The sequence below is a fragment of the Pseudoalteromonas sp. SK18 genome, assembly GCF_001974855.1.
Classification (GTDB): Bacteria; Pseudomonadota; Gammaproteobacteria; order Enterobacterales; family Alteromonadaceae; genus Pseudoalteromonas.
On record NZ_MTQB01000030.1, the window covers coordinates 16,860 to 42,342 of the forward strand.

The 25,483-nt window shown below is 41.0% G+C and carries 20 protein-coding genes; 12 read left to right on the forward strand and 8 right to left on the reverse strand.

Features of this window, described 5'->3' with window-relative positions; genetic code table 11:
• Positions 1–11: 11 nt before the first annotated feature.
• On the forward strand, positions 12–1,253 hold the full coding sequence (locus BW139_RS16530; RefSeq protein ID WP_076920383.1) for an amidohydrolase family protein: 1,242 nt from the start codon (positions 12–14) through the stop codon (positions 1,251–1,253).
• A gap of 110 nt (positions 1,254–1,363) precedes the next feature.
• Here the strand turns inward: BW139_RS16530 and BW139_RS16535 are convergent, their stop codons facing one another.
• Both BW139_RS16535 and cspD read right to left on the reverse strand, forming a co-directional pair.
• The gene (locus BW139_RS16535) at positions 1,364–3,586 is read right to left on the reverse strand and encodes an NADP-dependent isocitrate dehydrogenase (protein ID WP_076920385.1); all 2,223 of its coding nucleotides are present in this window, start codon (positions 3,584–3,586) and stop codon (positions 1,364–1,366) included.
• A gap of 454 nt (positions 3,587–4,040) precedes the next feature.
• Positions 4,041–4,259 carry a cold shock domain-containing protein CspD gene (cspD, locus tag BW139_RS16540; RefSeq protein ID WP_008110104.1) on the reverse strand — a complete coding sequence of 73 codons (219 nt, stop codon included), beginning with the start codon at positions 4,257–4,259 and terminating at the stop codon, positions 4,041–4,043.
• A gap of 209 nt (positions 4,260–4,468) precedes the next feature.
• On the opposite strand from cspD, the gene clpS reads away from it, so the two are divergent.
• Both clpS and clpA read left to right on the forward strand, forming a co-directional pair.
• A complete protein-coding gene (gene clpS, locus BW139_RS16545) occupies positions 4,469–4,777 on the forward strand; it encodes an ATP-dependent Clp protease adapter ClpS (protein ID WP_008110102.1) in 309 nt (102 codons plus the stop codon).
• A 68-nt stretch (positions 4,778–4,845) separates the two neighbouring features.
• Positions 4,846–7,107: an ATP-dependent Clp protease ATP-binding subunit ClpA gene (gene clpA / locus BW139_RS16550; protein ID WP_076920387.1), complete on the forward strand. Its 2,262-nt coding sequence runs from the start codon at positions 4,846–4,848 to the stop codon at positions 7,105–7,107.
• Between the two features lie 201 nt (positions 7,108–7,308).
• On the opposite strand, the gene infA is transcribed toward clpA, so the two are convergent.
• The 5 genes from infA to trxB all read right to left on the reverse strand — a co-directional run bounded on the left by infA (position 7,309) and on the right by trxB (position 13,270).
• Positions 7,309–7,527, reverse strand: a complete 219-nt coding sequence (gene infA, locus BW139_RS16555; protein WP_002962494.1) for a translation initiation factor IF-1 — start codon at positions 7,525–7,527, stop codon at positions 7,309–7,311.
• A 90-nt stretch (positions 7,528–7,617) separates the two neighbouring features.
• On the reverse strand, positions 7,618–8,322 hold the full coding sequence (locus BW139_RS16560; protein WP_008110084.1) for an arginyltransferase: 705 nt from the start codon (positions 8,320–8,322) through the stop codon (positions 7,618–7,620).
• Positions 8,315–9,031 (reverse strand): leucyl/phenylalanyl-tRNA--protein transferase, encoded by a 717-nt coding sequence (aat, locus tag BW139_RS16565; RefSeq protein ID WP_076920389.1) that lies wholly within the window; start codon positions 9,029–9,031, stop codon positions 8,315–8,317. The genes BW139_RS16560 and aat overlap by 8 nt, the downstream gene beginning before the upstream one ends.
• Positions 9,032–9,210: 179 nt before the next feature.
• On the reverse strand, positions 9,211–12,024 hold the full coding sequence (locus BW139_RS16570) for a bifunctional aconitate hydratase 2/2-methylisocitrate dehydratase (RefSeq protein WP_076920391.1): 2,814 nt from the start codon (positions 12,022–12,024) through the stop codon (positions 9,211–9,213).
• A 295-nt stretch (positions 12,025–12,319) separates the two neighbouring features.
• The gene (gene trxB, locus BW139_RS16575; RefSeq protein ID WP_008110078.1) at positions 12,320–13,270 is read right to left on the reverse strand and encodes a thioredoxin-disulfide reductase; all 951 of its coding nucleotides are present in this window, start codon (positions 13,268–13,270) and stop codon (positions 12,320–12,322) included.
• 276 nt (positions 13,271–13,546) lie between these two features.
• On the opposite strand from trxB, the gene pssA reads away from it, so the two are divergent.
• Positions 13,547–14,872 carry a CDP-diacylglycerol--serine O-phosphatidyltransferase gene (pssA, locus tag BW139_RS16580; RefSeq protein ID WP_076920393.1) on the forward strand — a complete coding sequence of 442 codons (1,326 nt, stop codon included), beginning with the start codon at positions 13,547–13,549 and terminating at the stop codon, positions 14,870–14,872.
• Positions 14,873–14,991: 119 nt separating this feature from the next.
• On the opposite strand, the gene ald is transcribed toward pssA, so the two are convergent.
• Positions 14,992–16,113: an alanine dehydrogenase gene (ald, locus tag BW139_RS16585; protein WP_008110075.1), complete on the reverse strand. Its 1,122-nt coding sequence runs from the start codon at positions 16,111–16,113 to the stop codon at positions 14,992–14,994.
• 139 nt (positions 16,114–16,252) lie between these two features.
• Between ald and lrp the strand changes: the two genes are divergently transcribed.
• The 8 genes from lrp (at position 16,253) to BW139_RS16625 (ending at position 24,910) form a co-directional block, all read left to right on the forward strand.
• Complete coding sequence (gene lrp, locus BW139_RS16590) at positions 16,253–16,732, forward strand: leucine-responsive transcriptional regulator Lrp (protein WP_008110073.1); 480 nt, start codon at positions 16,253–16,255, stop codon at positions 16,730–16,732.
• Between the two features lie 197 nt (positions 16,733–16,929).
• On the forward strand, positions 16,930–19,419 hold the full coding sequence (locus BW139_RS16595; RefSeq protein ID WP_076920395.1) for a DNA translocase FtsK: 2,490 nt from the start codon (positions 16,930–16,932) through the stop codon (positions 19,417–19,419).
• On the forward strand, positions 19,419–20,045 hold the full coding sequence (gene lolA / locus BW139_RS16600; protein ID WP_036956351.1) for an outer membrane lipoprotein chaperone LolA: 627 nt from the start codon (positions 19,419–19,421) through the stop codon (positions 20,043–20,045). Before BW139_RS16595 ends, lolA begins: the two co-directional genes overlap by 1 nt.
• The gene (locus tag BW139_RS16605) at positions 20,038–21,381 is read left to right on the forward strand and encodes a replication-associated recombination protein A (protein ID WP_076920398.1); all 1,344 of its coding nucleotides are present in this window, start codon (positions 20,038–20,040) and stop codon (positions 21,379–21,381) included. Before lolA ends, BW139_RS16605 begins: the two co-directional genes overlap by 8 nt.
• Positions 21,374–21,754: a fluoride efflux transporter CrcB gene (gene crcB, locus BW139_RS16610; RefSeq protein ID WP_010389726.1), complete on the forward strand. Its 381-nt coding sequence runs from the start codon at positions 21,374–21,376 to the stop codon at positions 21,752–21,754. Before BW139_RS16605 ends, crcB begins: the two co-directional genes overlap by 8 nt.
• Before the next feature lie 9 nt (positions 21,755–21,763).
• Positions 21,764–23,068: a serine--tRNA ligase gene (gene serS / locus BW139_RS16615; protein WP_076920400.1), complete on the forward strand. Its 1,305-nt coding sequence runs from the start codon at positions 21,764–21,766 to the stop codon at positions 23,066–23,068.
• 370 nt (positions 23,069–23,438) lie between these two features.
• Complete coding sequence (locus BW139_RS16620) at positions 23,439–23,933, forward strand: hypothetical protein (RefSeq protein ID WP_076920401.1); 495 nt, start codon at positions 23,439–23,441, stop codon at positions 23,931–23,933.
• A gap of 125 nt (positions 23,934–24,058) precedes the next feature.
• Positions 24,059–24,910: a hypothetical protein gene (locus BW139_RS16625; protein WP_076920402.1), complete on the forward strand. Its 852-nt coding sequence runs from the start codon at positions 24,059–24,061 to the stop codon at positions 24,908–24,910.
• Positions 24,911–25,483 lie beyond the last annotated feature (573 nt).

Here is a 25,483-nt window from a genome sequence, read left to right on the forward strand (position 1 = left end):
GAGCACCCAGAATGAAAAAATTATCACGTTCGTTTTCGCTTTCTCTGGTTGCTGCAGGGCTATTAGCATCGGGTACCGTGAGCGCAGAGTCACTGGCAATTATTAATGCAACTTTGCATACATCTTCAGAGCAAGGTGTATTAGAAGGAGCTAGCATAGTTATGAATGATGGCAAAATCACTGCCATTAACCCTAGCGATGTTAAAGCTGACAAAGTTATTGATGCTAAAGGTCAAATAGTGACCCCAGGTTTTATTGCCAGTGTAAATCAACTTGGCTTAGTTGAAGTAGGTGCGGTTGCCGGTTCTCGCGATGCAGGAGAAGAAAAAGCAGGTATTGATTTTGATGCAAGCTTGGCATTTAACCCTCGTTCAACTTTAATCCCTTATGCACGTAAAGGTGGTATTACTCGCGATTTGATCACCCCGTACGGTGGTGACAGTATTTTTGCAGGCCTAGCAAGTGTTGTCGATTTAAGCGGCAGCTTTGAAAGCGTAAATAAAAAGCAAGCAGCACTAGTGGTTCATTTGGGTGAGCGTAGCAAAGGCTCTCGTGCTTTTACCCTGCAAACGCTCATTAAAAAATTAGATGAGCATCAAACTAAAGCAAGCAAAGAAGCCAAAAAAGACGATGCTAAGCCAAGTGCTGAAGACACCATAATGGCTAAAGTACTTAAAGGTGACATGCCGGTACTGATCAGTGTATCGCGTGCAGCAGATATTGTTGAATTAATAAAAGTAAAACAGCAATTTGGTATCAATATTGTACTTAATGGTGTGCAAGATGCCGTTGTAGTTAAAGACCGCATCGCTAAAGCTGGCATTCCGGTGATTATCAGTGCTATGGATAACTTACCAGGCAGTTTCGACTCACTTAATGCAAGCTTAAATAATGCCGGAATACTAGAAAAAGCCGGTGTTAAAGTGCTATTAACTGTGGGTGGTGACGCAAGTCACAATGTTTACCAGCTTCGCTACGATGCCGGTAATGCAGTGTCTTACGGTATGAGTCAACAAGGCGCATTAAAAGCCATGACCTCGAATGTAGCTGATGTATTTGGTATTAATGCCGGTAGCTTAGAAGTAGGTAAAGCCGCTGATGTTGTTATGTGGAGTAACGACCCGTTTGAGCTGAGCAGCCACGTGAATAAAATGTTTATCAATGGTGTTGAGGTTAGTACTGAATCTCGCCAAGATAAACTGCGTGAGCGCTATACAACAGAATCGAACATGCCACGCGCATACACAAAATAAACTTTTTAAGTTGAATTTAAAAGGCCGCATTAGCGGCCTTTTTTACGAACACCTTTCGACTAAGCACAAAAAAGGCGCTCTGTGAGCGCCTTTTCGTTCATTTAACTGATTTATACTAGTTTAGATAAAATCTCGTTAAATGTTGTGCTTGGACGCATTGCTTTAAAGGCTGCATCATCATTTGGCTGGAAGTATCCGCCAATGTTCATTGCAGGGCCCTGTGCATCGTTTAGCTCGTTAACAATTTGCTCTTTGTTGGTTTCAAGGTCGCTAGCAATTTGTGTAAATTGCGCTTTAAGCTCGCTATCTTCATTTTGCTTAGCAAGTTCTTGAGCCCAGAATAAAGATAAGAAGAAATGAGAACCACGGTTATCAATTTCTTTTACTTTACGTGAAGGCGACTTGTTTTCAGCTAGGAATGTGCCCGTTGCTTTATCAAGCGTATCAGCAAGTACTTGTGCCTTGTTGTTACCTGTTGTCGTGCTTAGGTGCTCAAGTGACGCAGCAAGTGCTAAGAACTCACCTAAAGAATCCCAACGTAAGTGGTTTTCTTTTTCAAATTGTTGAACGTGCTTAGGAGCAGAGCCACCGGCACCTGTTTCAAATAAACCACCGCCATTCATTAGTGGCACAATTGAAAGCATTTTAGCACTAGTACCCAATTCTAAAATTGGGAATAAATCTGTTAGGTAATCACGTAATACGTTACCTGTTACAGAAATCGTGTCTTTACCTTCTTTGATGCGTGCTAGTGAGAATAAGGTTGCATCCATTGGCGATAAAATTTGAATATCTAGGCCAGCAGTGTCGTGATCTGGCAGGTATTTATTCACTTTTTTGATTAGCTCAGCATCGTGTGCACGTTCTGCATCTAACCAGAAAATAGCCGGATTACCAGTTGCGCGAGCGCGGTTTACTGCAAGTTTAACCCAATCTTGAATTGGTGCATCTTTAACCTGACACATGCGCCAGATATCGCCTTGCTCAACACTGTGCTCAAGTAACGTATTACCATTTGTGTCAACAACACGAATGGTACCGTCAGCTTTTGCTTCAAATGTTTTGTCATGTGAGCCGTATTCTTCCGCTTTTTGAGCCATAAGGCCAACGTTTGGTACGCTACCCATAGTCGTAGGATCAAAAGCACCGTGCTCTTTACAAAAATCAATTGTTGCTTGGTAAACGCCAGAGTAACAACGATCTGGAATTACAAAGCTTGTGTCTTGTAATTTATCGTCTTTATTCCACATTTGACCGCTTGAACGAATTGCAGCTGGCATAGAAGCATCGATGATCACGTCACTTGGTACGTGTAAGTTTGTAATACCACGATGAGAATCAACCATGGCGATAGCAGGGCGGTTAGCGTAAACCGCTTGAATGTCTGCTTCAATTTCTTCGCGCTTAGCGTCATCTAATGTTTGAATTTTAGAGTACACATCGCCTAAACCGTTGTTTACATCAACACCTAGCTCTTCAAAAAGTGCACCGTGTTTTGCAAAAACGTCTTTGTAGAATACTTTTACAGCGTGACCAAAGATGATTGGATCAGATACTTTCATCATGGTTGCTTTCATATGAAGCGAAAATAACACGCCTTTTTCTTTCGCTGCATTAATTTCGGCTTCTAAGAATGCTTGTAATTTCGCAGCACTAATACGTGATGCATCAATTACTTCACCAGCAAGTAATGGCGTGCTTTGCTTAAGTACAGTGATATCGCCATTAGCCGCTACGTGTTCAATACGAACATCCGTTGCTTCATCAACAGTTACTGACTGTTCAGAGCCAAAGAAATCACCTTCTTCCATGCTTGCAACATATGATTGAGAATCTTTGCTCCATGCACCCATTGAATGCGGGTTATTACGCGCATATTCTTTTACTGAACTTGGTGCGCGACGGTCAGAGTTACCTTCACGAAGAACTGGGTTTACTGCGCTACCTTTAATTTTGTCGTAGGCTGCTTGAATAGCTTTTTCTTCATCGTTTTTAGGTTCAACCGGATATTCTGGAAGTGCATAACCTTTTTCTTGAAGCTCTTTAATTACAGCGCGAAGTTGTGGAACTGAGGCACTGATGTTTGGTAATTTAATGATGTTAGCTTCAGGTGTTTTTGCCATTTCGCCAAGTTCTGCAAGTGCATCACCAATGCGTTGTTCTTCTGTTAGGTAATCCGGGAAGCTCGCAATTACACGACCAGCGAGTGAGATATCACGTGTTTCAACTTCAACACCTGCCGCATTTGTGTACGCTTGGATAATAGGTAACAACGAATAAGTTGCTAATGCCGGAGCTTCGTCCGTTTTTGTATAGATAATTTTTGATGTCATCATCATTCCTAGATAGTAGGCCGCATTGGCCAAATTCAACAATGCAAAGAAATCATCGCCTAATACCTTATAAATAAAGCATTAATATATGCAATGAGTAGTCTGTTAGGTGTTGGTACTCGTATAACCTAAACAAGGTGAGAATAATCACACCTGACGGACTAGTGTCTTTTATAACTAAAATTTATGTAAATACAAACTAGCCATTAGGCTAAAGTAATTACGTTTTACAGGATAAAGAGTGTAACAAGCTTGGCTAAAAAGGGCTAGGATTACGCGCTAAACGCCAGCAGTTAAACACCTAATACTGAAATTATTGGGGTAGATAAAATAAAATCAAGGAGTGGGGTTGAATTAACACACAATGAGGCAATTTATATTGAAGTGGTTAGGGATTTTTAGGGAATTAAGCGAGGATCTAAACAGGTCGCTCGCTTTAGTCTCATATTTACAATCACTCTATAATATCGCCGTTAGGGGCTATATTAGTAGCGTGTAGACCTTTAGGGCCCTGTTGTAATTCGAAGGTAACATCTTGACCAGCTTTAAGTGTCTTGTATCCGTCCATTACAATAGTGGAGTAATGAGCAAAAATGTCGTTCTCGCAACCGTCTTCTACGATGAAACCAAAACCTTTGGCGTTGTTGAACCATTTGACTTTACCACAAGCCATACTTCTACATCCTTCTATAAGTTGACTAATTTAGTTATCCTAAACTGTATTGTTTGCTAGACTGACTAAGGTTTAATCAATCACCATTTGACTGTAGTTTATTTAAGCAACCAGTCAAGTGTTTTAGGTTATTTTTTAACATTTTATTTATTTTTTTATTCAAGTTTGCTTGAGTTACAAAGACAAGACTATATTTAATTATGAGTGGTATGAAAGATTCTGGTGTTATCGACACCGTTCGCGATAGTGAAAAGCAAAAGTTGCAGCCACCGCGAAAATATAAAGTTGTGTTAAACAACGATGATTACACGCCGATGGATTTTGTAATAGAGATCTTAATGACGTTTTTTAATATGGATAGCGATAGAGCAACTGATGTGATGCTGCAAATACATCAGCAAGGTAAGGGCATATGTGGTGTTTACAGCGCCGATGTAGCACATACCAAGGCTGAGCAAGTTAACCGCTACTCAAGGGATAACGAGCATCCACTGCTATGTAGTTGTGAGCAGGAATAAATACCACAAAGGTGAACTTTCATCTTTGAAGTGCGGTATAAAATTATTATCTCTGTAAGGGGTTGCCAATGCTAAATAAAGACTTAGAACTAACTTTGAACACCGCGTTTCGTGAAGCGCGTACACGTCGTCATGAGTTTATGACCGTAGAGCATCTTTTACTCGCTCTACTCGACAATCCATCAGCTGGAGAAGCGCTCAATGCGTGTGGTGTTGACGTTTCTGGATTAAAAACAGAGTTACTTGAATTTATTGATGAAACCACACCGGTTATTCCCGATTTAGAAGAAGAACGCGAAACTCAACCAACGCTTGGTTTTCAGCGTGTATTACAGCGCGCGGTATTTCATGTGCAATCTTCGGGTAAAAATGAAGTAACAGGCGTGAATGTGCTGGTGGCTATTTTTTCTGAACAAGAAAGCCAAGCCGTGTATTTACTTAAAAAGAATGATATTTCTCGTCTTGATATTGTTAACTTTATTTCTCATGGGATTGCCAAAGGTGACGACGAATTAGGCGATGACACCGACGATATACATGAAGAGGTGCAAGAGGTTGCCAGTGAAGAAGCGAGCAAGCTCGACAGCTTTACTACGAACCTTAATATACAGGCTAAAGAGGGTAACATTGACCCGCTTGTTGGACGTGACAGTGAAGTAGAGCGCACGGTACAAGTACTGTGTCGTCGCAAAAAGAATAACCCATTACTGGTTGGTGAAGCCGGCGTAGGTAAAACTGCCATTGCCGAGGGTTTAGCCTATCGAATTGTTAACGAACAAGTGCCTGAAGTCATTGCTGATGCGGTTGTATACTCTTTAGATATGGGCGCGTTACTTGCCGGTACCAAATACCGAGGCGATTTTGAGAAGCGCTTTAAAAGCTTATTAAAAGAGCTGCAAGCTAAACCAGGCTCTATTTTATTTATTGATGAAATTCACACCATCATTGGTGCAGGTGCTGCATCAGGTGGGGTAATGGATGCCTCAAACTTAATTAAACCGCTACTTTCAAGTGGGCAATTACGTTGTATGGGTTCAACGACTTACGGCGAGTATAAGAATATTTTTGAAAAAGATCGTGCCTTGGTACGTCGCTTTCAAAAAATTGATGTGCTTGAACCTAGCGTTGAAGACACCACTAAAATTCTTAACGGCTTAAAAGACCGTTACGAAGCTCACCATGGTATTCGTTATACACAAAAGGCGTTAAAAGCAGCCGCTGAGCTAAGTGCCAAGTATATTAATGAGCGTCACTTACCTGATAAAGCGATTGATGTGATTGATGAAGCGGGCGCAAGCCAACGTTTACTGCCTACGTCTAAACGTAAAAAAACCATTGGTGTATCTGATATTGAGATGATTGTGTCTAAAATGGCACGTATTCCGCCACAAAATGTATCATCGTCTGATAAAGAAACGCTTAAAAACTTAGACCGTAATTTAAAAATGCTGGTGTTTGGGCAAGATCAGTCTATTGATGCATTAACTTCTGCTATTCGTTTATCTCGCTCAGGTTTAGCGAACGAGAACAAACCGGTTGGTTCATTCTTATTTGCAGGCCCAACAGGGGTAGGTAAAACAGAGGTTACCAAGCAATTAGCTAAGTGCATGGGTGTTGAGTTTATTCGTTTTGATATGTCTGAATATGTTGAGCGCCATGCGGTGAGCCGTTTAATTGGTGCGCCTCCGGGTTATGTAGGTTTTGAGCAAGGCGGCTTATTAACAGAAGCGGTGATTAAAAACCCACATGCAGTGGTATTGCTGGATGAAATTGAAAAAGCCCATCCAGATATCTACAACATTCTTTTACAAGTTATGGATCACGGTACGCTAACTGATAATAATGGCCGTAAAGCCGACTTCAGAAACGTCGTGGTGGTGATGACCACCAATGCCGGCGTACAAGAAACCACGCGTAAGTCGATTGGCTTTAGTGAGCAAGACCATACACACGATGCGATGGGTGAAATTAATAAAGTATTTTCACCTGAATTTAGAAACCGCTTAGATAACATTATTTGGTTTAATCACCTCGATAAAGAAGTTATTTTGCAAGTGGTTGATAAGTTTGTTGTGGAGCTTCAAGCGCAACTGGATAAGAAGTCAGTTAATCTTGAGCTTACCTCTAAAGCACGTGAGTGGTTGGCTGACAAAGGCTATGACAAAGCAATGGGCGCGCGTCCTATGGCACGTGTTATCCAAGAAGATCTTAAAAAGCAATTGGCTAACGAAATACTGTTTGGTGAGCTAATTTCTGGTGGTACGGTAAAAGTATCGGTTAAAGATAAAAAGCTGCGTTTTGATTACGAGAGTAACTTAACGCCAGCCTAACCTAAAAGGTTAGCGATTTTAAAAAGCCTGCTTTGTGCAGGCTTTTTTTATTTGCCAAAGAAATAGGCAACAAAAAACCCAGCAAAAGCTGGGTTTTTTGTTTATTAAATGTAATTACTGGCTACTACCATTAATTACATTTAATAAACGCTTAAAGCTAGTTTTCACTAGCCAAAAACTAAATCTCGTTTACGCACTTACTTAGCGAGCACGGAATACGATACGACCTTTCGATAAATCGTAAGGAGTCATTTCTACCGTTACTTTATCGCCGGTTAAAATACGGATATAGTTTTTGCGCATTTTACCTGAAATATGAGCCACAACTACGTGACCATTTTCTAGCTCAACTCGGAACATTGTATTTGGTAAAGTATCAAGGACTGTCCCTTGCATTTCGATTACGTCTTCTTTCGCCATGTTTAGCGTAACACCTCTTTAATAGTTAAACGCTGCAGATTTTGCCCAAAATACGCCAATAAGTAAAGGCGCAGGGGCTATTTTTGTAAATTAAATAGCCACCCACTGGTCATTGAGCTGTTTTTGGGCGGGTAAAAACTGGGTTTTATACTTCATTTTGTCACATTCATCTATTTGATAGCCTAAATAAACAAACTGTTTGTGTTGCTGTTTAGCAAATTTAAGCTGCTGTAATATCATTACAGTGCCTAAACTAAAGTGTTCGTAGTCAGGGTCAAAAAATGTATAAATAGCCGAAATAGCGTTGTCCATACAATCAGTTACAGCAACGGCCACTAAGTTATCTTGATCCCAAAGCTCTATAAAGGTGATGGTTAACCAGCTACAAAACAAAAAGCTTTGAAATTGTGATTTATCAGGTGGATACATAGAACCGTCTTGGTGGCGCAAGCTAATGTATTTACTGTAAAGTGGATAGTATTGTTCGCGTTCAACTTGAGAATATTTTACCTCAAAGCGGTTTTTTGCTTTGTTAAGTTTACGTTTTTGCGATTTTGTCGGCATAAATTCATCAGCTAAAACGCGCACAGAACTACACGCGCTGCAAATAGGGCAGTGCGGACGGTAAATTTGGTTACCACTGCGACGAAAGCCCAATCCTAATAACGACTCAAACTTATTGCTGCTGTAACAACTTGGATCGAGTATCACCAGCAATTGCTCTTGGCGATCTGGCAAGTAACTGCATTCAAACGGTTGGCTTAGGCCAATACGAGCCGGAAGTTGTTCATTCATATATCGCGATTAGCTCCTGTGGCTGCCACATACTGGCAGCTGGGGTGTAACACTGTGCTTTATTAAGTTTAGTTAAAAATTCTTCACGTGGAATCACGCTGGCACCTAACGACATTAAATAAGGATTTTCTAATTGGCAATCAATAAAATGCGCATTATGGCGTTTAAGCCAATTAACCAGCGCCCACATAGCCAGTTTGGAGCAATTTGTTTGATGATGAAACATTGATTCACCACAAAAAACACCTGTTTGCATAATCCCATACAAGCCGCCTGCAAGCTCTCCCTCACGCCATACCTCTAAACTATGAGCTAGGCCATTGTGATGGGCATTAATGTACGCCTGTTGCATTTGCGGGGTGATCCAAGTGCCATCGGTATCAAGACGTTGATCGCGGCACGCTTCTATCACTTCTTCAAAGGCATGATTAATGGTTACGGTGACCGGGTGCTTTTTTAAATGTTTTCGTAAGCTTTTACTAACATGAAAGTCATTAAGCTCAACAATACCGCGCTCACTGGGTGACCACCACATAATTGGCTCTTGTTCACTAAACCACGGAAAAATACCAGATAAATAAGCATTTTTTAATCGCGTTACCGATAAGCATCCACCAATGGCAAGTAAACCATCTGGATCATCTAATGCATGGCTGGGATCAGGAAAAGCAAAATGGCTCGTAGCGAGTTGATAGAGTTGTTTAGTCATAACACCGATTGAATAACTGCATGGTCAAGATAAAGTGTAACCTGTTGCTTTAAAATCACAAACCACAAATTATTGTGTTGTCCATAGAGTTGAGCAGGGCTTACATTGCTGTTAGGTAAATTTTAGCCAAAAAAAAGCGCGTTAAAAAACGCGCTTAATTAAATGGTAAACTAATCGAATTAGCTAACCACTTTTACTGGTACTGCTTGTCCAGCGTTGAACTTAGTTGTCATTGCTTCTTCAACAGGTGTAAACGATGTAAGGTCAATACCTTCAACCGCAGACTTATACTCTTCGATAGTCGGGAAACGACCAAGAACAGAAGAAAGTACTACAACCGGCGTAGAACCTAGAAGTGACTCACCTTTTTTCTCAGATGTATCGGCTACTACACGGCCTTGGAAAAGACGTGTTGATGTTGCGATAACAGTATCACCAGGTTCTGCTTTTTCTTGGTTACCCATACATAGGTTACAACCAGGACGTTCTAGGTATAAGATATTTTCATACTTAGTACGTGCAGCCGTTTTTGGTTTTGCATCGTCAAATTCAAAACCTGCGTATTTAGCAAGAATATCCCAATCGCCTTCAGCTTTAAGCTCATCAACAATGTTGTATGTTGGTGGTGCAACAACTAATGGCGCTTTGAATGAGATAGAACCGTTTTTCTTTTCAAGGTTACGTAGCATGTGAGCAATAATTTTCATATCGCCTTTGTGAACCATACACGAACCAACAAAACCTAAATCAACAGGCTTGTCGTTGTAAAAAGAAACAGGGCGGATCACATCGTGAGTATAACGCTTAGAAACATCATCGTTATTAACGTCTGGATCGGCAATCATTGGCTCAACGATTTGGTCTAAATCAACCACAACTTCTGCGTGGTATTTAGCGTTGTCGTCTGGAGAAAGTGCTGGCTCTTCACCAGATTGAATACCTGCAATACGCTTGTCGGCTAAATCGATTAGACCTTGTAGCGTTTTTGCTTCGTTTTCCATACCTTTGTTGATCATGATTTGGATACGTGACTTAGCAAGTTCAATTGACTTAATTAACGTTTCATCATTTGAAATACAGATTGACGCTTTCGCTTTCATTTCTGCAGTCCAGTCAGTGAAAGTAAACGCTTGGTCAGCCATTAGGGTACCAATATGAACTTCAATGATACGACCTTGGAACACGTTTTCGCCACCAAATTGCTTAAGCATTTGCGCTTGCGTTGCATGTACAACGTCGCGGAAATCCATGTGCTTAGCCATTTTGCCTTTGAACGTCACTTTAACTGAATCAGGAATTGGCATCGCTGATTCACCCGTTGCAAGTGCAACAGCAACAGTACCTGAATCGGCACCAAAGGCAACGCCTTTAGACATACGTGTATGCGAGTCACCACCAATGATGATAGCGCGATCATCAATTGTAATGTCGTTCAATACTTTGTGAATAACATCAGTCATTGCATGGTAAACGCCTTTCGGGTCACGTGCAGTGATCAAACCAAACTTATTCATAAACGCCATTAGCTTAGGAATGTTTGCTTGTGCTTTGCTATCCCATACTGATGCTGTATGACAACCAGACTGATAGGCACCATCAACAAGAGGTGAAATCGTTGAAGCAGCCATTGCTTCTAGTTCTTGTGCTGTCATTGGACCGGTTGTATCTTGCGAACCAACGATGTTCACTTTAACGCGAACATTTGAGCCTGCGTGAAGTGGCGTATCTGATAGTACACCTACCGCATTACGGTTAAAGATTTTTTCAACCGCTGTTAAGCCTTGGCCTTCGTGTGAAATTTCTTTTGAAGGTGCGTAAACAAGCGGAGTTTCAATGCCAAGAGTTTCAGCAGCAAACGTTTGTAGTTTTTTACCGAACACAACTGCGTAAGAACCGCCAGCTCTCATAAATTCAACTTTTTGCGGTGTGAATGCTGATGAAATATCAACAAGTTCTTTATCACCGTTATAAAGCTTCTTCTCTTTAGTATTAATTGTTAACACAGTACCAGTAGCAACAGAGTAGGCTTCTTCAAGCACTGCGTCACCATTTGCATCAGTTACTGTATTGCCGTCTGCATCTACTTTCTTAACCCAGTTTTTAAGGTCAAGACCAATACCGCCAGTTACATCAACTGTTGTTAAGAAGATTGGCGCAATACCATTTGTACCTGCAACAACAGGTGCAATGTTGATGAAAGGAACGTATGGGCTTGCTTGTTTACCAGCCCAAAGTGCTACGTTATTCACACCAGACATACGAGATGAACCAACGCCCATGGTGCCTTTTTCAGCAATAAGCATTACTTTAGCGTTAGGGTGTTTCTTTTGAAGGGCAACGATTTCTTGTTGTGCTTCTTCAGTGATCATACATTTACCGTGTAATTCACGGTCAGCACGTGAGTGTGCTTGGTTACCTGGAGACAGTAAATCAGTTGAGATGTCGCCTTCACCAGCAATGTAAGTTACTACTTCGATTTTTTCTTCGATGTCAGGTAATTTTGTGAAGAATTCAGCTTTTGAGAAGCTCTCTAGTAATTCTTTAGCAATTGGGTTACCTGCTTCGTAGGCCGCTTTTATGCGCTCCATATCTGCATCGTATAAGAATACCTGAGTTTTCAGTACTTCTGCAGCTTGTGCTGCGATTTTTGCGTCATCAGCAAAGGCTAAATCAATTAGCATTTCAATCGATGGGCCGCCTTTCATGTGTGAAAGTAGTTCGAATGCAAATTCTGGAGTGATCTCTGCAACGTGCTCTTCACCTAAAATGATTTCTTTTAGAAACTGTGCTTTAACGCCCGCAGCACTGGTTGTTCCAGGTAAAGTATTAAAAATAAAGAAATGCAGTGAATCTTTACGGTGCTCGTTATTAGTATCTTTAATTTGATTAATTATTTCTGATACTAGTTCAGCGCTATCGATTGGTTGTGGGCTTAATCCAAGCTCCGTTTTACGGGTTTGGATTTCTTCCATATATTTTGTATACAAACTCATAGAAAACTCTCGGTAATTTACTTGATATGAAGTTAAGCATTTTAACTGATTTTACAGTTTCTAGTAATGCCTAAATGAATAAAGCTTTTATTCCTGACGATAATTATAGCTAGTTTTACTTATATAATTTGACGGTATTTGTTGCTCACCCTTAGATCCTATCGCACCTAAGCCATTAATTGTATAAATAAAACTAATTTCAATTATAAGTACAATGAATTTTGGTGTGAGTACAGTTATGTTTGGGCATAAAAAAGGGCTGAAAATTCAGCCCTTTTTTAATTTAGATTCTAAATTACAGATTATCTAAAAAGCGTTCTGCATCAAGTGCAGCCATACAGCCAGTACCGGCAGAGGTAATCGCTTGACGGTAAATATGGTCAGATACATCACCAGCAGCAAATACACCTGGCACACTGGTTTGCGTTGCATTACCGTTTAGACCAGATTCAACCACTAGGTAGCCGTCTTTCATTTCTAGCTGACCTTCAAACATATCGGTGTTTGGCTTATGGCCAATGGCAATAAACACACCCGCTAAATCAAGTTCTTCAGTAGCATCTGACGCCACATCTTTAATGCGAACGCCGGTCACACCCATTTGGTCACCAAGTACTTCATCAAGTGTACGGTTGTAGTGCATTACAACATTACCGTTCGCAGCTTTTTCAGCAAGGCGGTCAGCAAGAATTTTTTCACTACGGAAACTGTCACGACGGTGAATAACATGAACTTCATCAGCAATGTTAGATAGGTATAACGCTTCTTCAACCGCTGTGTTACCACCACCAACAACCGCTACTTTTTGACCTTTATAGAAAAAGCCGTCACAGGTTGCACAAGCAGAAACACCACGGCCTTGGAAATTAGTCTCAGACTCTAAGCCTAAATATTTCGCAGAGGCACCGGTTGCAATAATTAAAGCATCACATGTGTAAGTACCTTGGTCACCGGTTAGTGTGAAAGGGCGCTTAGATACGTCAACTTTGTTGATGTGGTCGAACACAATTTCAGTTTCAAAGCGTTCTGCATGCTCTTTCATACGATCCATTAATGCAGGGCCGGTTAAACCGTGTGCATCGCCAGGCCAGTTTTCAACTTCAGTGGTGGTTGTTAGCTGGCCACCTTGTTGAATACCGGTAATTAAAACAGGGTTTAAATTAGCACGTGCAGCGTAAACTGCGGCTGTGTAGCCTGCAGGGCCCGAACCTAAAATAAGTAACTTACAATGTTTTGCTTCAGTCATGATCTTTTCCTAAACGTTTAATACGGTTTTAATGCGCCCGATTCTAAGAAAAACAAGCAGGAAGTAAATAAAAGATGAGATTATTTTTTTTCGCAAATTACAAAGCTGTTCATTAATGTGTACTAGTAAATGCTTTAAAGGCAGCCCCCGCCTAATAAATAGACTGTTAGCCAATAAAACGACGTTAATTCATGACCAGCCTGATTTTTTTTGTTATCTTTTAACTAATTTTGATTTGTCACTGCTTAATTATGTGACCTAAGTGAATAGGCAACTATGTTATTTTGGCAAGAGAAACCCGCATTTGGGTTGACTTCAAAAGACGTTAACGTCTTAACCAATGCGCAAGAATACCGTACGCAATTGTTAGATTTAATTGCCAACGCAAAAAAACGAATTTATATCACCACACTTTACTTACAAGATGATGAAGCGGGTCGTGAAATATTAGCCGCACTACACAGTGCATCGTTAGCTAACCCTTCGCTTGAAATAAAAGTACTGGTTGATTTTCATCGCGCACAGCGTGGTTTAATTGGTGCAGAAAAGTCAGAGGGCAATGCAAGCTTATATTGCGACAGCTTAGAGAAGTTTAATTCAAACGTTCAAGTGTATGGTGTTCCCGTAAAGGCAAAAGAACTGTTTGGGGTATTGCATTTAAAAGGCTTTGTTATAGACGACACATTGCTCTACAGCGGTGCCAGTTTAAATAATGTGTATTTGCAATATAGCGACCGATACCGACTCGATCGCTACTTTTTAGTCTCGCAAAGCGAATTATGTGACTCAGTGGTCGATTTTATCGAATCAACTTTATTGAGCTCTGAAGCGGTACCAAGAATTGATCAACGACCGCTTAAACGCATGGCTGACTTTAAGCTTGAACAAAAGCAACTTATGCGTGAGCTTAAATCGGCAAGCTATAAAAGTGCGCAGAACTTGAATACTCATGCAATGGGCATTCGTTTATTTTTAGGTTTAGGCCGTCGTAATAATGAGCTTAATCGCTTAATTAAAGCGTTATTTGATACCACCGAGCAAGAGCTGGTGTTATACACGCCGTATTTTAATTTTCCGGCGCCATTAATGCGCTCTTTACGCAGGCTATTAAAGCAAGGTAAACAAGTCACTATTGTGGTGGGCGATAAAACTGCAAACGATTTTTACCTGCCACCTAGCGAGCCATTTAGTAAAATTGGTGCGTTACCGTATTTATACGAAACTATTTTACATAAGTTTGTAAAATCGCAAAAACGCCACATAGATAATGGCAACTTAAACGTATACCTTTGGAAACACGAGAGTAACTCGTTTCATCTAAAAGGGATTTGCTGTGACCGTAAAGTGCATTTACTTAGTGGGCATAACCTAAATCCGCGCGCGTGGGGGCTGGATATCGAAAATGGGATTCTGATAGAAGATCCTGAACAATCTATCATGCGCGACATTGATAATGAACGCCAAGAGATTTTAAAGCATTGTCGCCGTTTAACCGGCCCTGATGATTTAGAAACCATGGACGATTACCCGCAGCCGGTGAAAAAACTGCTTGGTCAAGCTAAGCGTGTAAAAGTCGACTTTATTATTAAACGATTTATATAACATTAGGGTCTGTTGACCACAGACCCTAAAATTTAGATACAAAAAAAGCAGCTAATTAGCTGCTTTTTTTAATGTTTATACCCAAATTATGGCTTAGGTATAAGCGGTAACAATAACAGTTACGCGTTTTCTACTGCAGTGCGTGGGTCAACATATTCCATGTTGAACGCTTCAGCTACTTCTTTGTAAGTTACTTGGCCTTTAATTACGTTTAAGCCTTTTAAGAAGTGAGCGTCATCTAGTAGTGCCTTTTTGTAACCTTTGTTTGCAAGGTTAATGATAAACGGCAATGTTGCATTGTTAAGTGCAAACGTCGATGTACGTGGAACAGCACCTGGCATGTTAGCAACACAGTAGTGAACAACTTCATCAACGATGAAAGTAGGATCAGCGTGCGTAGTTGCTTTAGACGTAGCAATACAACCACCTTGGTCAATGGCAACATCAACAATGGCAGCACCTGGCTTCATTGCTTTAATGTGTTCAGCAGTCACTAGCTTAGGTGCAGCAGCGCCCGGGATAAGTACGCCACCAATTACTAGATCAGCTTCAAGTACGTGCTTTTCAAGCGCGTCAGCTGTTGAGTAAATAGCTTTAACTTTGTTACCAAACTGTGCGTCTAGTGCACGTAATACGTCGATGTTGCGGTCAAGTACTACAACCTCAGCACCTAGGCCAACGGCCATTTGTGCAGCGCTACGACCAACCATGCCGCCGCCAATAACAACTACTTTAGCTGGCTCAACACCTGGTACACCACCTAGCAACATACCACGACCGTGGTTTGCTTTTTCTAGCGCTTGTGCACCTGCTTGAATAGACATACGGCCAGCAACTTCACTCATTGGCGCTAAAAGTGGTAAACCACCGCGTGAATCAGTCACAGTTTCATAAGCAATACAGATTGCTTTACTTTTAACAAGGTCTTCAGTTTGTGGAAGATCCGGTGCAAGGTGAAGGTAAGTGAAAAGAATTTGGTCTTCACGTAACATTGCACGTTCAACAGCTTGTGGCTCTTTTACCTTGATGATCATTTCTGCTTTTGCAAAAACATCAGCAGCTGTTTCTAAAATTTCAGCGCCTGCTTGAACATAATCATCATTTGTAAAACCAATGCCCATACCAGCATTCGTTTCAACAATCACTTGGTGGCCGTGATTTACAAGTTCGCGAACACTCGCAGGAACCATACCTACACGGTACTCATGGTTTTTAATTTCTTTAGGTACACCAATAATCATAATTTTGCCTTGTTAGAACGGGATAAAAATTTTTCACTATTATATTCATGCTAGGGTAGTGTGTCCCACCTTTTTTTAAGCCCTTTGCAGTGTTAGTATCTGTAAAATTAATTTTATTAGAATAAAAAACTAAAAAGCTATGCATAACTTATTAGACCGTATTGATCGCAAAATTTTAGTCGAATTACAACTTGATGGCCGCCTGTCAAATGTTGAACTGGCCCGACGAGTTGGCCTAAGCGCCACGCCCTGTCTAGAGCGAGTGAAAAAGCTTGAACGAGAAGGGTATATTTTAGGCTACAAAGCGGTGGTTGATCCCGCCAAGCTTGGTCAAGGGCTTTCTGTGTATGTAGAAGTAACCATTACCAAAACATCGCCCGACGTATTTGAAGAGTTTAGTGCTGCTGTTAGAAAGCACGAAGAAATTATAGAATGTCATTTGGTATCGGGTAATTTCGACTTTTTATTAAAAACCCGGGTTAACGATATGTCAGAATATCGAGGCGTGCTCGGTGATATATTATTAAAGCTGCCCAATGTTAGTGAAAGCCGCACCTATGTAGTCATGGAAGAAGTAAAGGGTGAAGAGGGCGTTGTTATTCGTCCTTTTGTTGCTTAATGATAGAGTAACAGCCTTTAAAATACTTTTATTGTCGCAGTCAATTTTGCTTGGCTTAAGAAAAAGCCGATTAAATAATAAAAACTTGTTCATAATCAGGCCATCATGGTTAAGATAAAGTGCATCAAAATACATTTCCTGCTAAGGTATTCTATTGCCAAGTGAGTGTAAAAAATAATAATGAGGGATAGGTAATTATGCGCCTAAACGGTGTACAAAGACTATTAGAAACGGGGCTCATCGTCAGCACCTTTGCAGCGGTATTTATTTTATGTGCTTTAATTAGTTTTCACCCAGCCGATCCTGCTTGGTCGCAAACGGGTGAATTTACCAATGTACAAAATATTACGGGTACAGCGGGCGCGTGGGTGGCCGACATTTTACTCCTTACCTTTGGCTGGCTTGCCTATTTTGTGCCAGCGGCTATTCAGCTGCTAGGTTACTTGGTGTTTAAGCAGCCACACCGTATTTTACAACTCGATTACACCACACTTGGATTACGCATTATTGGCTTTGCGCTGTTTATTACCTCAGCAACTGCTATCAGCAGTATTAATTTTGACGATATTTATAATTTTTCATCCGGTGGGGTAGTGGGCGATGTGATTGCATCGGCGATGATGCCTGCGTTTAATTTTACCGGCACCTCTATTTTACTGCTGTGCTTCTTTTTTGCAGGATTAACCCTATTAACGGGTGTGTCGTGGGTACAATTTGTTGATTACTTGGGTGATTTAATTGTTAGGTTATACCGCTTTTTGGTTACCTATGCTCGCGGTTGGATGCAACGTGAACGCATTGCAGGTAAAGTACAAGACGAGCAACCCGATGCCTATTTTGAAGACGACACACGCCAACAAGAACCTGAGCTTGCTAATAAAACAGCAGACAAACCAAAAGCACTCGACAAACCAACAACTAAAGTAAACGCGCCGCAAGACGACGAGTTTATGCCGTTTGACGAGCTTGACCAAATACTCGATCAAGAAATTAGCTTTAGCGCCATAGACGATGAACCTATGGACACAGAAGCAGCACTTAATGCGCTAGATCAAAGCCCAGTGGTTGAACCTGAAAAACCAGCTACAACGGTGGTTTCACCAGCAAGACCCATTAACAAGCCAAAATCAGGGTTTCAACCGCCGCCAACTGCCAAAGAGAAGTTTGAGCAATTATTAGAGCAAGAGCCACCTCCGGGGCCATTGCCATCATTGGATTTACTAGACAGACCCGACAAAGCAAAAAACCCAATTTCGCAAGAAGAGCTTGATAGCGTATCGCGCCTTGTAGAAACAAAATTACTCGATTTTAACGTGCAAGCTACCGTGGTTGGAGTTTACCCCGGGCCCGTTGTTACTCGTTTTGAGCTTGATTTAGCACCGGGTATTAAGGTGTCTAAAATTACTGGGCTTTCAAAAGATTTAGCGCGCTCGTTATCGGCAATTAGTGTGCGAGTGGTTGAAGTTATTCCGGGGAAAACCTATATCGGTATTGAGCTGCCTAATAAATATCGTGAAATTGTGCGTTTATCAGAAGTCATAAACGCACCTAAGTTTGAGCAAAACCCATCGCCATTAACCATGGTGCTTGGAAAAGATATTGCAGGACAACCTGTGTGTGCCGACTTAGGTAAAATGCCACATTTATTAGTTGCCGGTACAACGGGTTCAGGTAAGTCAGTGGGCGTTAATGTAATGATATTAAGCTTACTGTATAAATCGGGCCCAGAAGATGTTCGTATGATCATGATTGACCCGAAAATGCTTGAGCTTTCAGTTTACGAAGGCATCCCGCATTTATTGTGTGAAGTTGTGACCGACATGAAAGAAGCCGCTAACGCGCTGCGTTGGTGTGTAGGTGAAATGGAACGCCGCTATAAGCTGATGTCGGCTTTAGGTGTACGTAATTTAAAAGGTTACAACCAAAAAGTAATGGAAGCCAAAGAAGCGGGCTACCCAATAATGGATCCATTATTTAAAGACACCGATGGCATGAAAGAGGGCCCAGATGAGCTAGATAAGTTACCTAGCATAGTGGTGGTTATTGACGAATTTGCCGACATGATGATGATTGTAGGTAAAAAAGTTGAAGAGTTAATTGCCCGTATAGCGCAAAAAGCGCGTGCTGCGGGTATTCATTTAATTTTGGCAACACAGCGTCCGTCGGTTGATGTAATAACCGGTTTAATAAAAGCGAACATACCTACACGTATGGCGTTTCAGGTATCAAGTAAAATAGATTCGCGCACCATACTTGATCAACAAGGCGCAGAAAACTTATTAGGCATGGGTGACATGCTTTATTTGCCGCCAGGCACCAGTGTGCCAGAGCGTGTGCATGGCGCGTTTGTAGACGATCATGAAGTACATGCCGTGGTAAACGATTGGAAAGCCCGTGCTAAACCAAATTACATAGACGAAATTTTAAATGGCGATGCCACTGAAGATATTTTATTACCAGGGGAAGCCAGCGAGAATGGCGATGAAGAGTCAGATCCGTTATACGACGAAGCGGTCGCCTTTGTAATAGAAACCGGTAAAGTGTCGGTATCATCAGTGCAACGTAAATTACGTGTAGGCTATAACCGTGCTGCACGTTTAGTAGAACAAATGGAAACATCAGGTATCGTGAGTGCACCAGGACATAACGGCGCTCGCGATGTATTAGTACCTAATGGAGCAAATTAATGAAAAAATTAAGTAGTTTATTATTGGTATTGGGCAGTTTAGTTGCTATGCCAAGTTTTGCTGACGACAGCCAAGCATTACAAGATAAGTTATCGACCTTAAAAAGCTTTAAAGCACAATTTAAACAAAACGTAACCGACGGTGAAGGCCAACTGGTAATGCAAGGCCAAGGCAATATTGCCTTGCAACAGCCTTTAATGATCCGCTGGCAGCAAACTAACCCAGACGACACCTTATTTGTGTCAAACGGTGATAAAACCTATTACTTTGATAGCTTTGCTGAGCAAGTAACTATTATGAAAACCAGCGGTTTAATTGACTCTACACCGTTTATATTGCTCACCTCTAAAGACCCTGCGCAATGGGAAAAATACAGCGTGCTCGCTACTAACTTAGGCTTTAGCATTACCCCAAATAAAGGCGTTGAAAGCCAAGTAGAGCAGCTTGATATTACTTTTGCTGATAACGAGCAGGGGCTTGCAAAACTGGTGGTTAAAGATAACTCAGGCCAGCTATCTGCGTTTACATTTAGCAATGCACAGGTTAATACTGAGCTTGATAAAACAACTTTTGAATTTACCCCGCCAGCGGGTGTAGAAATAGACGATCAGAGTAACGGTGAGTAATTTAGGTTTTAACTTTGGGCCCGATGTACGCCCACTCGCTGCGCGTATGCGCCCTTTATCGCTTAACGATTACATAGGGCAGCAGCATTTACTAAGTAGCGATAAACCGCTGCATCAAGCCATTGTTGCAGGGCGTTGCCATAGTTTAATTTTATGGGGGCCGCCAGGGGTGGGTAAAACTACGCTCGCGCAAATTATTGCCAACCATGCCGACGCTGAACTAATTCAAATGTCGGCAGTAACCGCTGGCGTAAAAGATATACGCGATAGCGTAACCCAAGCGCGCGATAACTTACAAAGCCGCGGCCAGCGTACTTTAATGTTTGTTGACGAAGTACACCGCTTTAATAAATCTCAGCAAGATGCGTTTTTACCGCATATTGAAGATGGCACTTTTATATTTGTTGGTGCCACCACCGAAAACCCCTCGTTTGCGCTTAATAACGCGATTTTGTCTCGTGCAAGAGTGTATGTTTTAAAATCTTTGCAGGAAAGCGATTTATACACGGTAATAGAGCGTGCACTTAAGCAGGACGAGCAATTAAGCCAAAAACATATCGTGATTGCAGATAACGCTAAACAAGCGCTATGCCAAGCAAGTGGTGGCGATGCTCGTAAAGTACTTAATTTACTCGAACAAGCAGTCGATTTAACCACTGAGCAAAACGGCCAATTTCATGTAGACGAACAGGTACTGAGCCAAGTACTCCCTACGCATTTAGCTAAATACGATAAAGGCGGCGATGAATTTTACGATTTAATTTCGGCGTTTCATAAATCGGTGCGAGGCAGTTCGCCCGATGGTGCGCTTTATTGGTACTGCCGTATTTTAGCCGGTGGCGGCGACCCGCTTTATGTTGCAAGGCGCTTATTAGCAATTGCTACAGAAGACATCGGCAACGCCGATCCGCGCGCAATGGAAGTGGCTTTAAACGCATGGGATATTTTTCAGCGTGTTGGCCCAAGCGAAGGTGAGCGCGCCATTGCACAGGCCACCTTATATTTAGCCAGTGCACCTAAAAGTAATGCGGTTTATATGGCGTTTAATCAAGCTAAAGACGATGCTAAAAATCAACCAAGCTACCCGGTGCCAGAGCATTTACGCAATGCCCCCACCAATCTAATGAAAGACTTAGGGTATGGCGCAGAGTATCGATATGCGCATAATGAAGAAGGCGCATTTGCTGCTGGCGAAAAATACCTACCGCCAGAAATGGATGGCAAACAATACTACCAGCCAAGTGATCGTGGACTTGAGCAAAAAATTAAACAAAAGCTCGAGTATTTAAAAGAGCGCGACGCACAAAGCCCAGTAAAACGTTATGAGCATGATTAAACTTTACATGATGATAGCCCTTGGCGGAGCGTCAGGAGCCTGTTTACGGTTTTTTATTAGCGAAACCATGCTAAAACTCCTCGGTAGGGGATTCCCTTTTGGCACGTTGACGGTTAATATTCTGGGTTCATTGTTGATGGGCATTTTATACGGTTTAATAGATAAACAAGTTATTGCCGTCAGTCCTGCTAAAACCCTCATCGGAATTGGCTTTTTAGGTGCGTTAACCACCTTTTCAACATTCTCAATGGATTCGTTGTTGTTATTACAACAAGGTCACTTTATTAAAATGGCCCTCAATATCATCTTAAACGTGATGGTGTGTATTTTTATGGCTTGGCTGGGCCTTCAGCTAGTAATGCAAAAAGGTTAAAAAACTAACATGTTAGATTCTAAATATTTACGTCAAGATGTCGAACAAACTGCAGCACGTTTAGCCGCACGTGGTTATGAGCTAGATGTAGCGGTAGTGACTGAACTTGAAGAAAGACGCAAAACATTACAAGTAAAAACGCAAGAACTTCAAAGTCAACGTAACGCCAGTGCTAAAGCTATTGGTCAAGCAAAAGCAAAAGGCGAAGATGCACAGCCATTGCTAGACGCAGTTGCTAACTTAGGCAGCGAATTAGACGCAGCTAAAGCTGAGCAAGACGAAGTGTTAGAAGCAATTAAACAAATTGCCTTAGCAATTCCAAATTTACCGGACGAGTCGGTACCAGAGGGCGCTGACGAAGACGACAACGTAGAAATCTTAACTTGGGGTACACCTAAAAAGTATGATTTTGAAGTTAAAGACCACGTTGATGTAGGGCAAGACCTAAACGGCCTAGACTTTGAAATGGGCGTTAAAATTAGTGGCGCACGTTTTACCGTAATGCGCGGTCAAGTAGCACGTATGCACCGTGCACTTACCCAATACATGCTAGACACCCACACAGATAAAAACGGCTACACAGAAATGTATGTACCGTACTTAGTCAATAGTGCAAGCCTATACGGTACTAGCCAATTACCTAAGTTTGCCGGCGATTTATTCCACACGTTAGGCCTAGTGAACGATGATGGCGAGCAACAAGCTGGTTTTAGCCTTATTCCTACGGCAGAAGTACCGCTTACCAACAGCGCCCGTGATGAAATTTACGAAGAAAGCGATTTACCTATTCGCCTAACAGCGCACACCCCATGTTTTAGAAGTGAAGCAGGCAGCTACGGTCGCGATACACGCGGTTTAATCCGTCAACACCAGTTTGATAAAGTAGAGCTTGTACAGCTTGTAAAACCAGAAGATTCAATGCAAGCGCTTGAAGAGTTAACAGGCCATGCTGAGCAAATACTTCAAGCGCTGGAATTACCATACCGTAAAGTAATTTTATGTATGGGCGACATGGGCTTTGGCGCAGCAAAAACATACGATTTAGAAGTATGGTTACCAGCGCAAGACACGTACCGCGAAATTTCATCATGTTCAAACATGGTCGATTTCCAAGCACGCCGTATGCAAGCACGTTTTCGTCGTGAAGGCGCTAAAAAACCAGAGCTGTTACACACACTAAACGGCTCAGGTTTAGCAGTAGGGCGTACACTAGTCGCCATACTAGAAAACTACCAACAAGCCGACGGCTCTGTAGTAGTACCAGAAGTATTACGCCCATATATGGGTGGACTTGAAGTGATTGGTAAAGCGTAACGTTTTAGCTGTCATTTTTAGCTATAAGCTTTAAGAAAGAAAGCCGCTGTTTGTAATTAACAGCGGCTTTTTTTGTGGGTAAAAGGTTAAAGGGGAAGGGTTCAAGGAGAAAGTAAAAGTCTAAGTTACGCTATTTGTCAGTAAAAATAATAAACCTGCCTCTATTGTTTATTTGCACAACACTTTTTATCCAATATTACTGATCTCTACCATTTTGGTGTTTTTCTGCATCCAGTAAATTCAAGTAAGAGCTAACTAATTATTTACATGTGCTTATTCGCTGGTTACATTGGAGTAATTGTAATATTTGGACATTTGTCGGTTTATAAAGCGACAAATGTCGGATACAAAGTTGTTAGGTTACTAGAGTATGGATGCTGCAATCTTCGATAATTATTCTAAATATCCGATAACGAGACTCAGTGAACTTGGATTACATTTATCAACAACCAGATTCTTATCAGAGGTTGGTTTACCTGAATGGTGTGCCCCGAATATGTATTTAGGAGAGGAAGATTGTTGGTTACCTGAATTATTAATTCAAAACGAAAAAGTCGCTGTCTTAGGTTCGGATCGTGATGACAAACAAATTTGTATTTCTACAACTTCTAATCAGGTTTTTCGTTTAAATAATTCAAATCTAGATTTCGTAGCAACCAACCCAGCATTATTTGGGAAAGCCTTAGAAGAGTTTCAAATCTGTATAAATGCAGCTGTGGAGTCTAACGATTCAGCATTCACAGATAATAATATTCCAAGTGTTTTCCTTAAGCCATTTATCATGTGGCTAACTGATAATGAGCCTAAAGCCTTAATAAAAGGTTCTTTTTGGCAAAGCACTTTGAATTGGTTAAAGTATACGTAACCTAACAAGGCGCTCAAGAGGGAAAATTTACAGTTGGCTGTTTTCACTCAGTTAAACAATTTTAGCCAACTACAAATTTCCCCTTAGCGGGGCGTTATCGCCTCACAAAGTAGAAGGATCTGGCTTTGAAATTTGATTTTAAAAATGACTGGAAAGAGCATGTTAGGCATGAACTTCTTTCGCTAGGGTTTAAATATAATGACAATAAGAATGTGACTGAAAATAGTATTAATTTTTTTAATGTTAATCGTCGACTACCTAAGAAAGCCCCAAGAAAGGCTGTTTTTTCAAAAGAGTTTTGTTGTCCAATTGAAAATAAGAATGGATTGAATGCTTTAGTTAAAAAAATCGAGAAGGGTGAGTGCTTGACTCCTAACTTAAGTAAAACTATTTCTAAAGCTGATTATAATGATGCGACTTTGGATGATTGGGGTATACATCACTTTCATTTAGGCAATAAAGAAATAAATGGAGTGATCGAACGAACAAAAAATGTTGCATTTGTTTTAGTGTTGTTTGATTGCGCTTTATTCATACAAATATTAGCTCATGGTAAAGGCCATTCTGATGTATGGGTAAATACTTCTTTAGTTGAAATCATTCATACTAATTGGCCAGAAAGCATTTCTCACATGAAAACAGATCTTAGTGGCACTTCTTTAACTTCTACAGAGAGAACAACACTTAGAAAAAAGAATGCAAATGTCGATATTGAAGTGTCAGATGGGACGGTCTATTTCGCACCTGGTGGTGGGCGTATGTCTAATGGCGCATCAATGTCTGACTTTATGAACTTGCAAAGAATATATCGAGACCTAGATTATCTAGAAGCTGTTGTTAACCAAGAATCAGATCAAATTAAGCAAAAAATCACAGCATCAAACGGAACTCTAGATCTTCGAGTAGATTTTTCAAATACACAAAAATTACGAGTCATTGAAGTTAACTCAAAGACAATGTTAGATTTGCAGAAATAAGTGATAACACATAAGAACCAAAAGTACCAAAGGGGTCACCCATTAGAAAGTTCCGGTCAAGCAGGCAGCTGTGTTTCCTTGATCTTTTTATTCAAAAACCAAGTGTTCTTATTATTTAAACTCAATTTAAATATGACTACGCACCTAGTAATGACGTCGATTGGTGTGAATATGCACCTTGGTTTGAATAAAGAACGCCATATGAATTTAGGCAGTTTAATTAAGCATTCTTGATGATTAATTAAGGCCCTTGGCTTTCGCTTCAGTCATCGTTTAGTACCAATGTCAGTCCAGTTTCTGGCTGTGTTTACACACTGCGTTGTAACAACTCTGTGGTTTATGCTTGAACATAACCAACCCTTTGTGGCTCAAACATTGGGCATATCCAGTATTTAAAATATGAGCGGTTAACGTGCAGGCTCAATCAAACCAAAAGGAAACCAAAAGGGGTCACCCATTAGAAAGTTCCGGTCAAGCAGGCAGCTGTGTTTTCTTGATCTTTTTATTCAAAAAACCAAGTGTTGTTACTTTTTAAACTCACTTTAAATATGACTATGCATCCAGTAATGACGT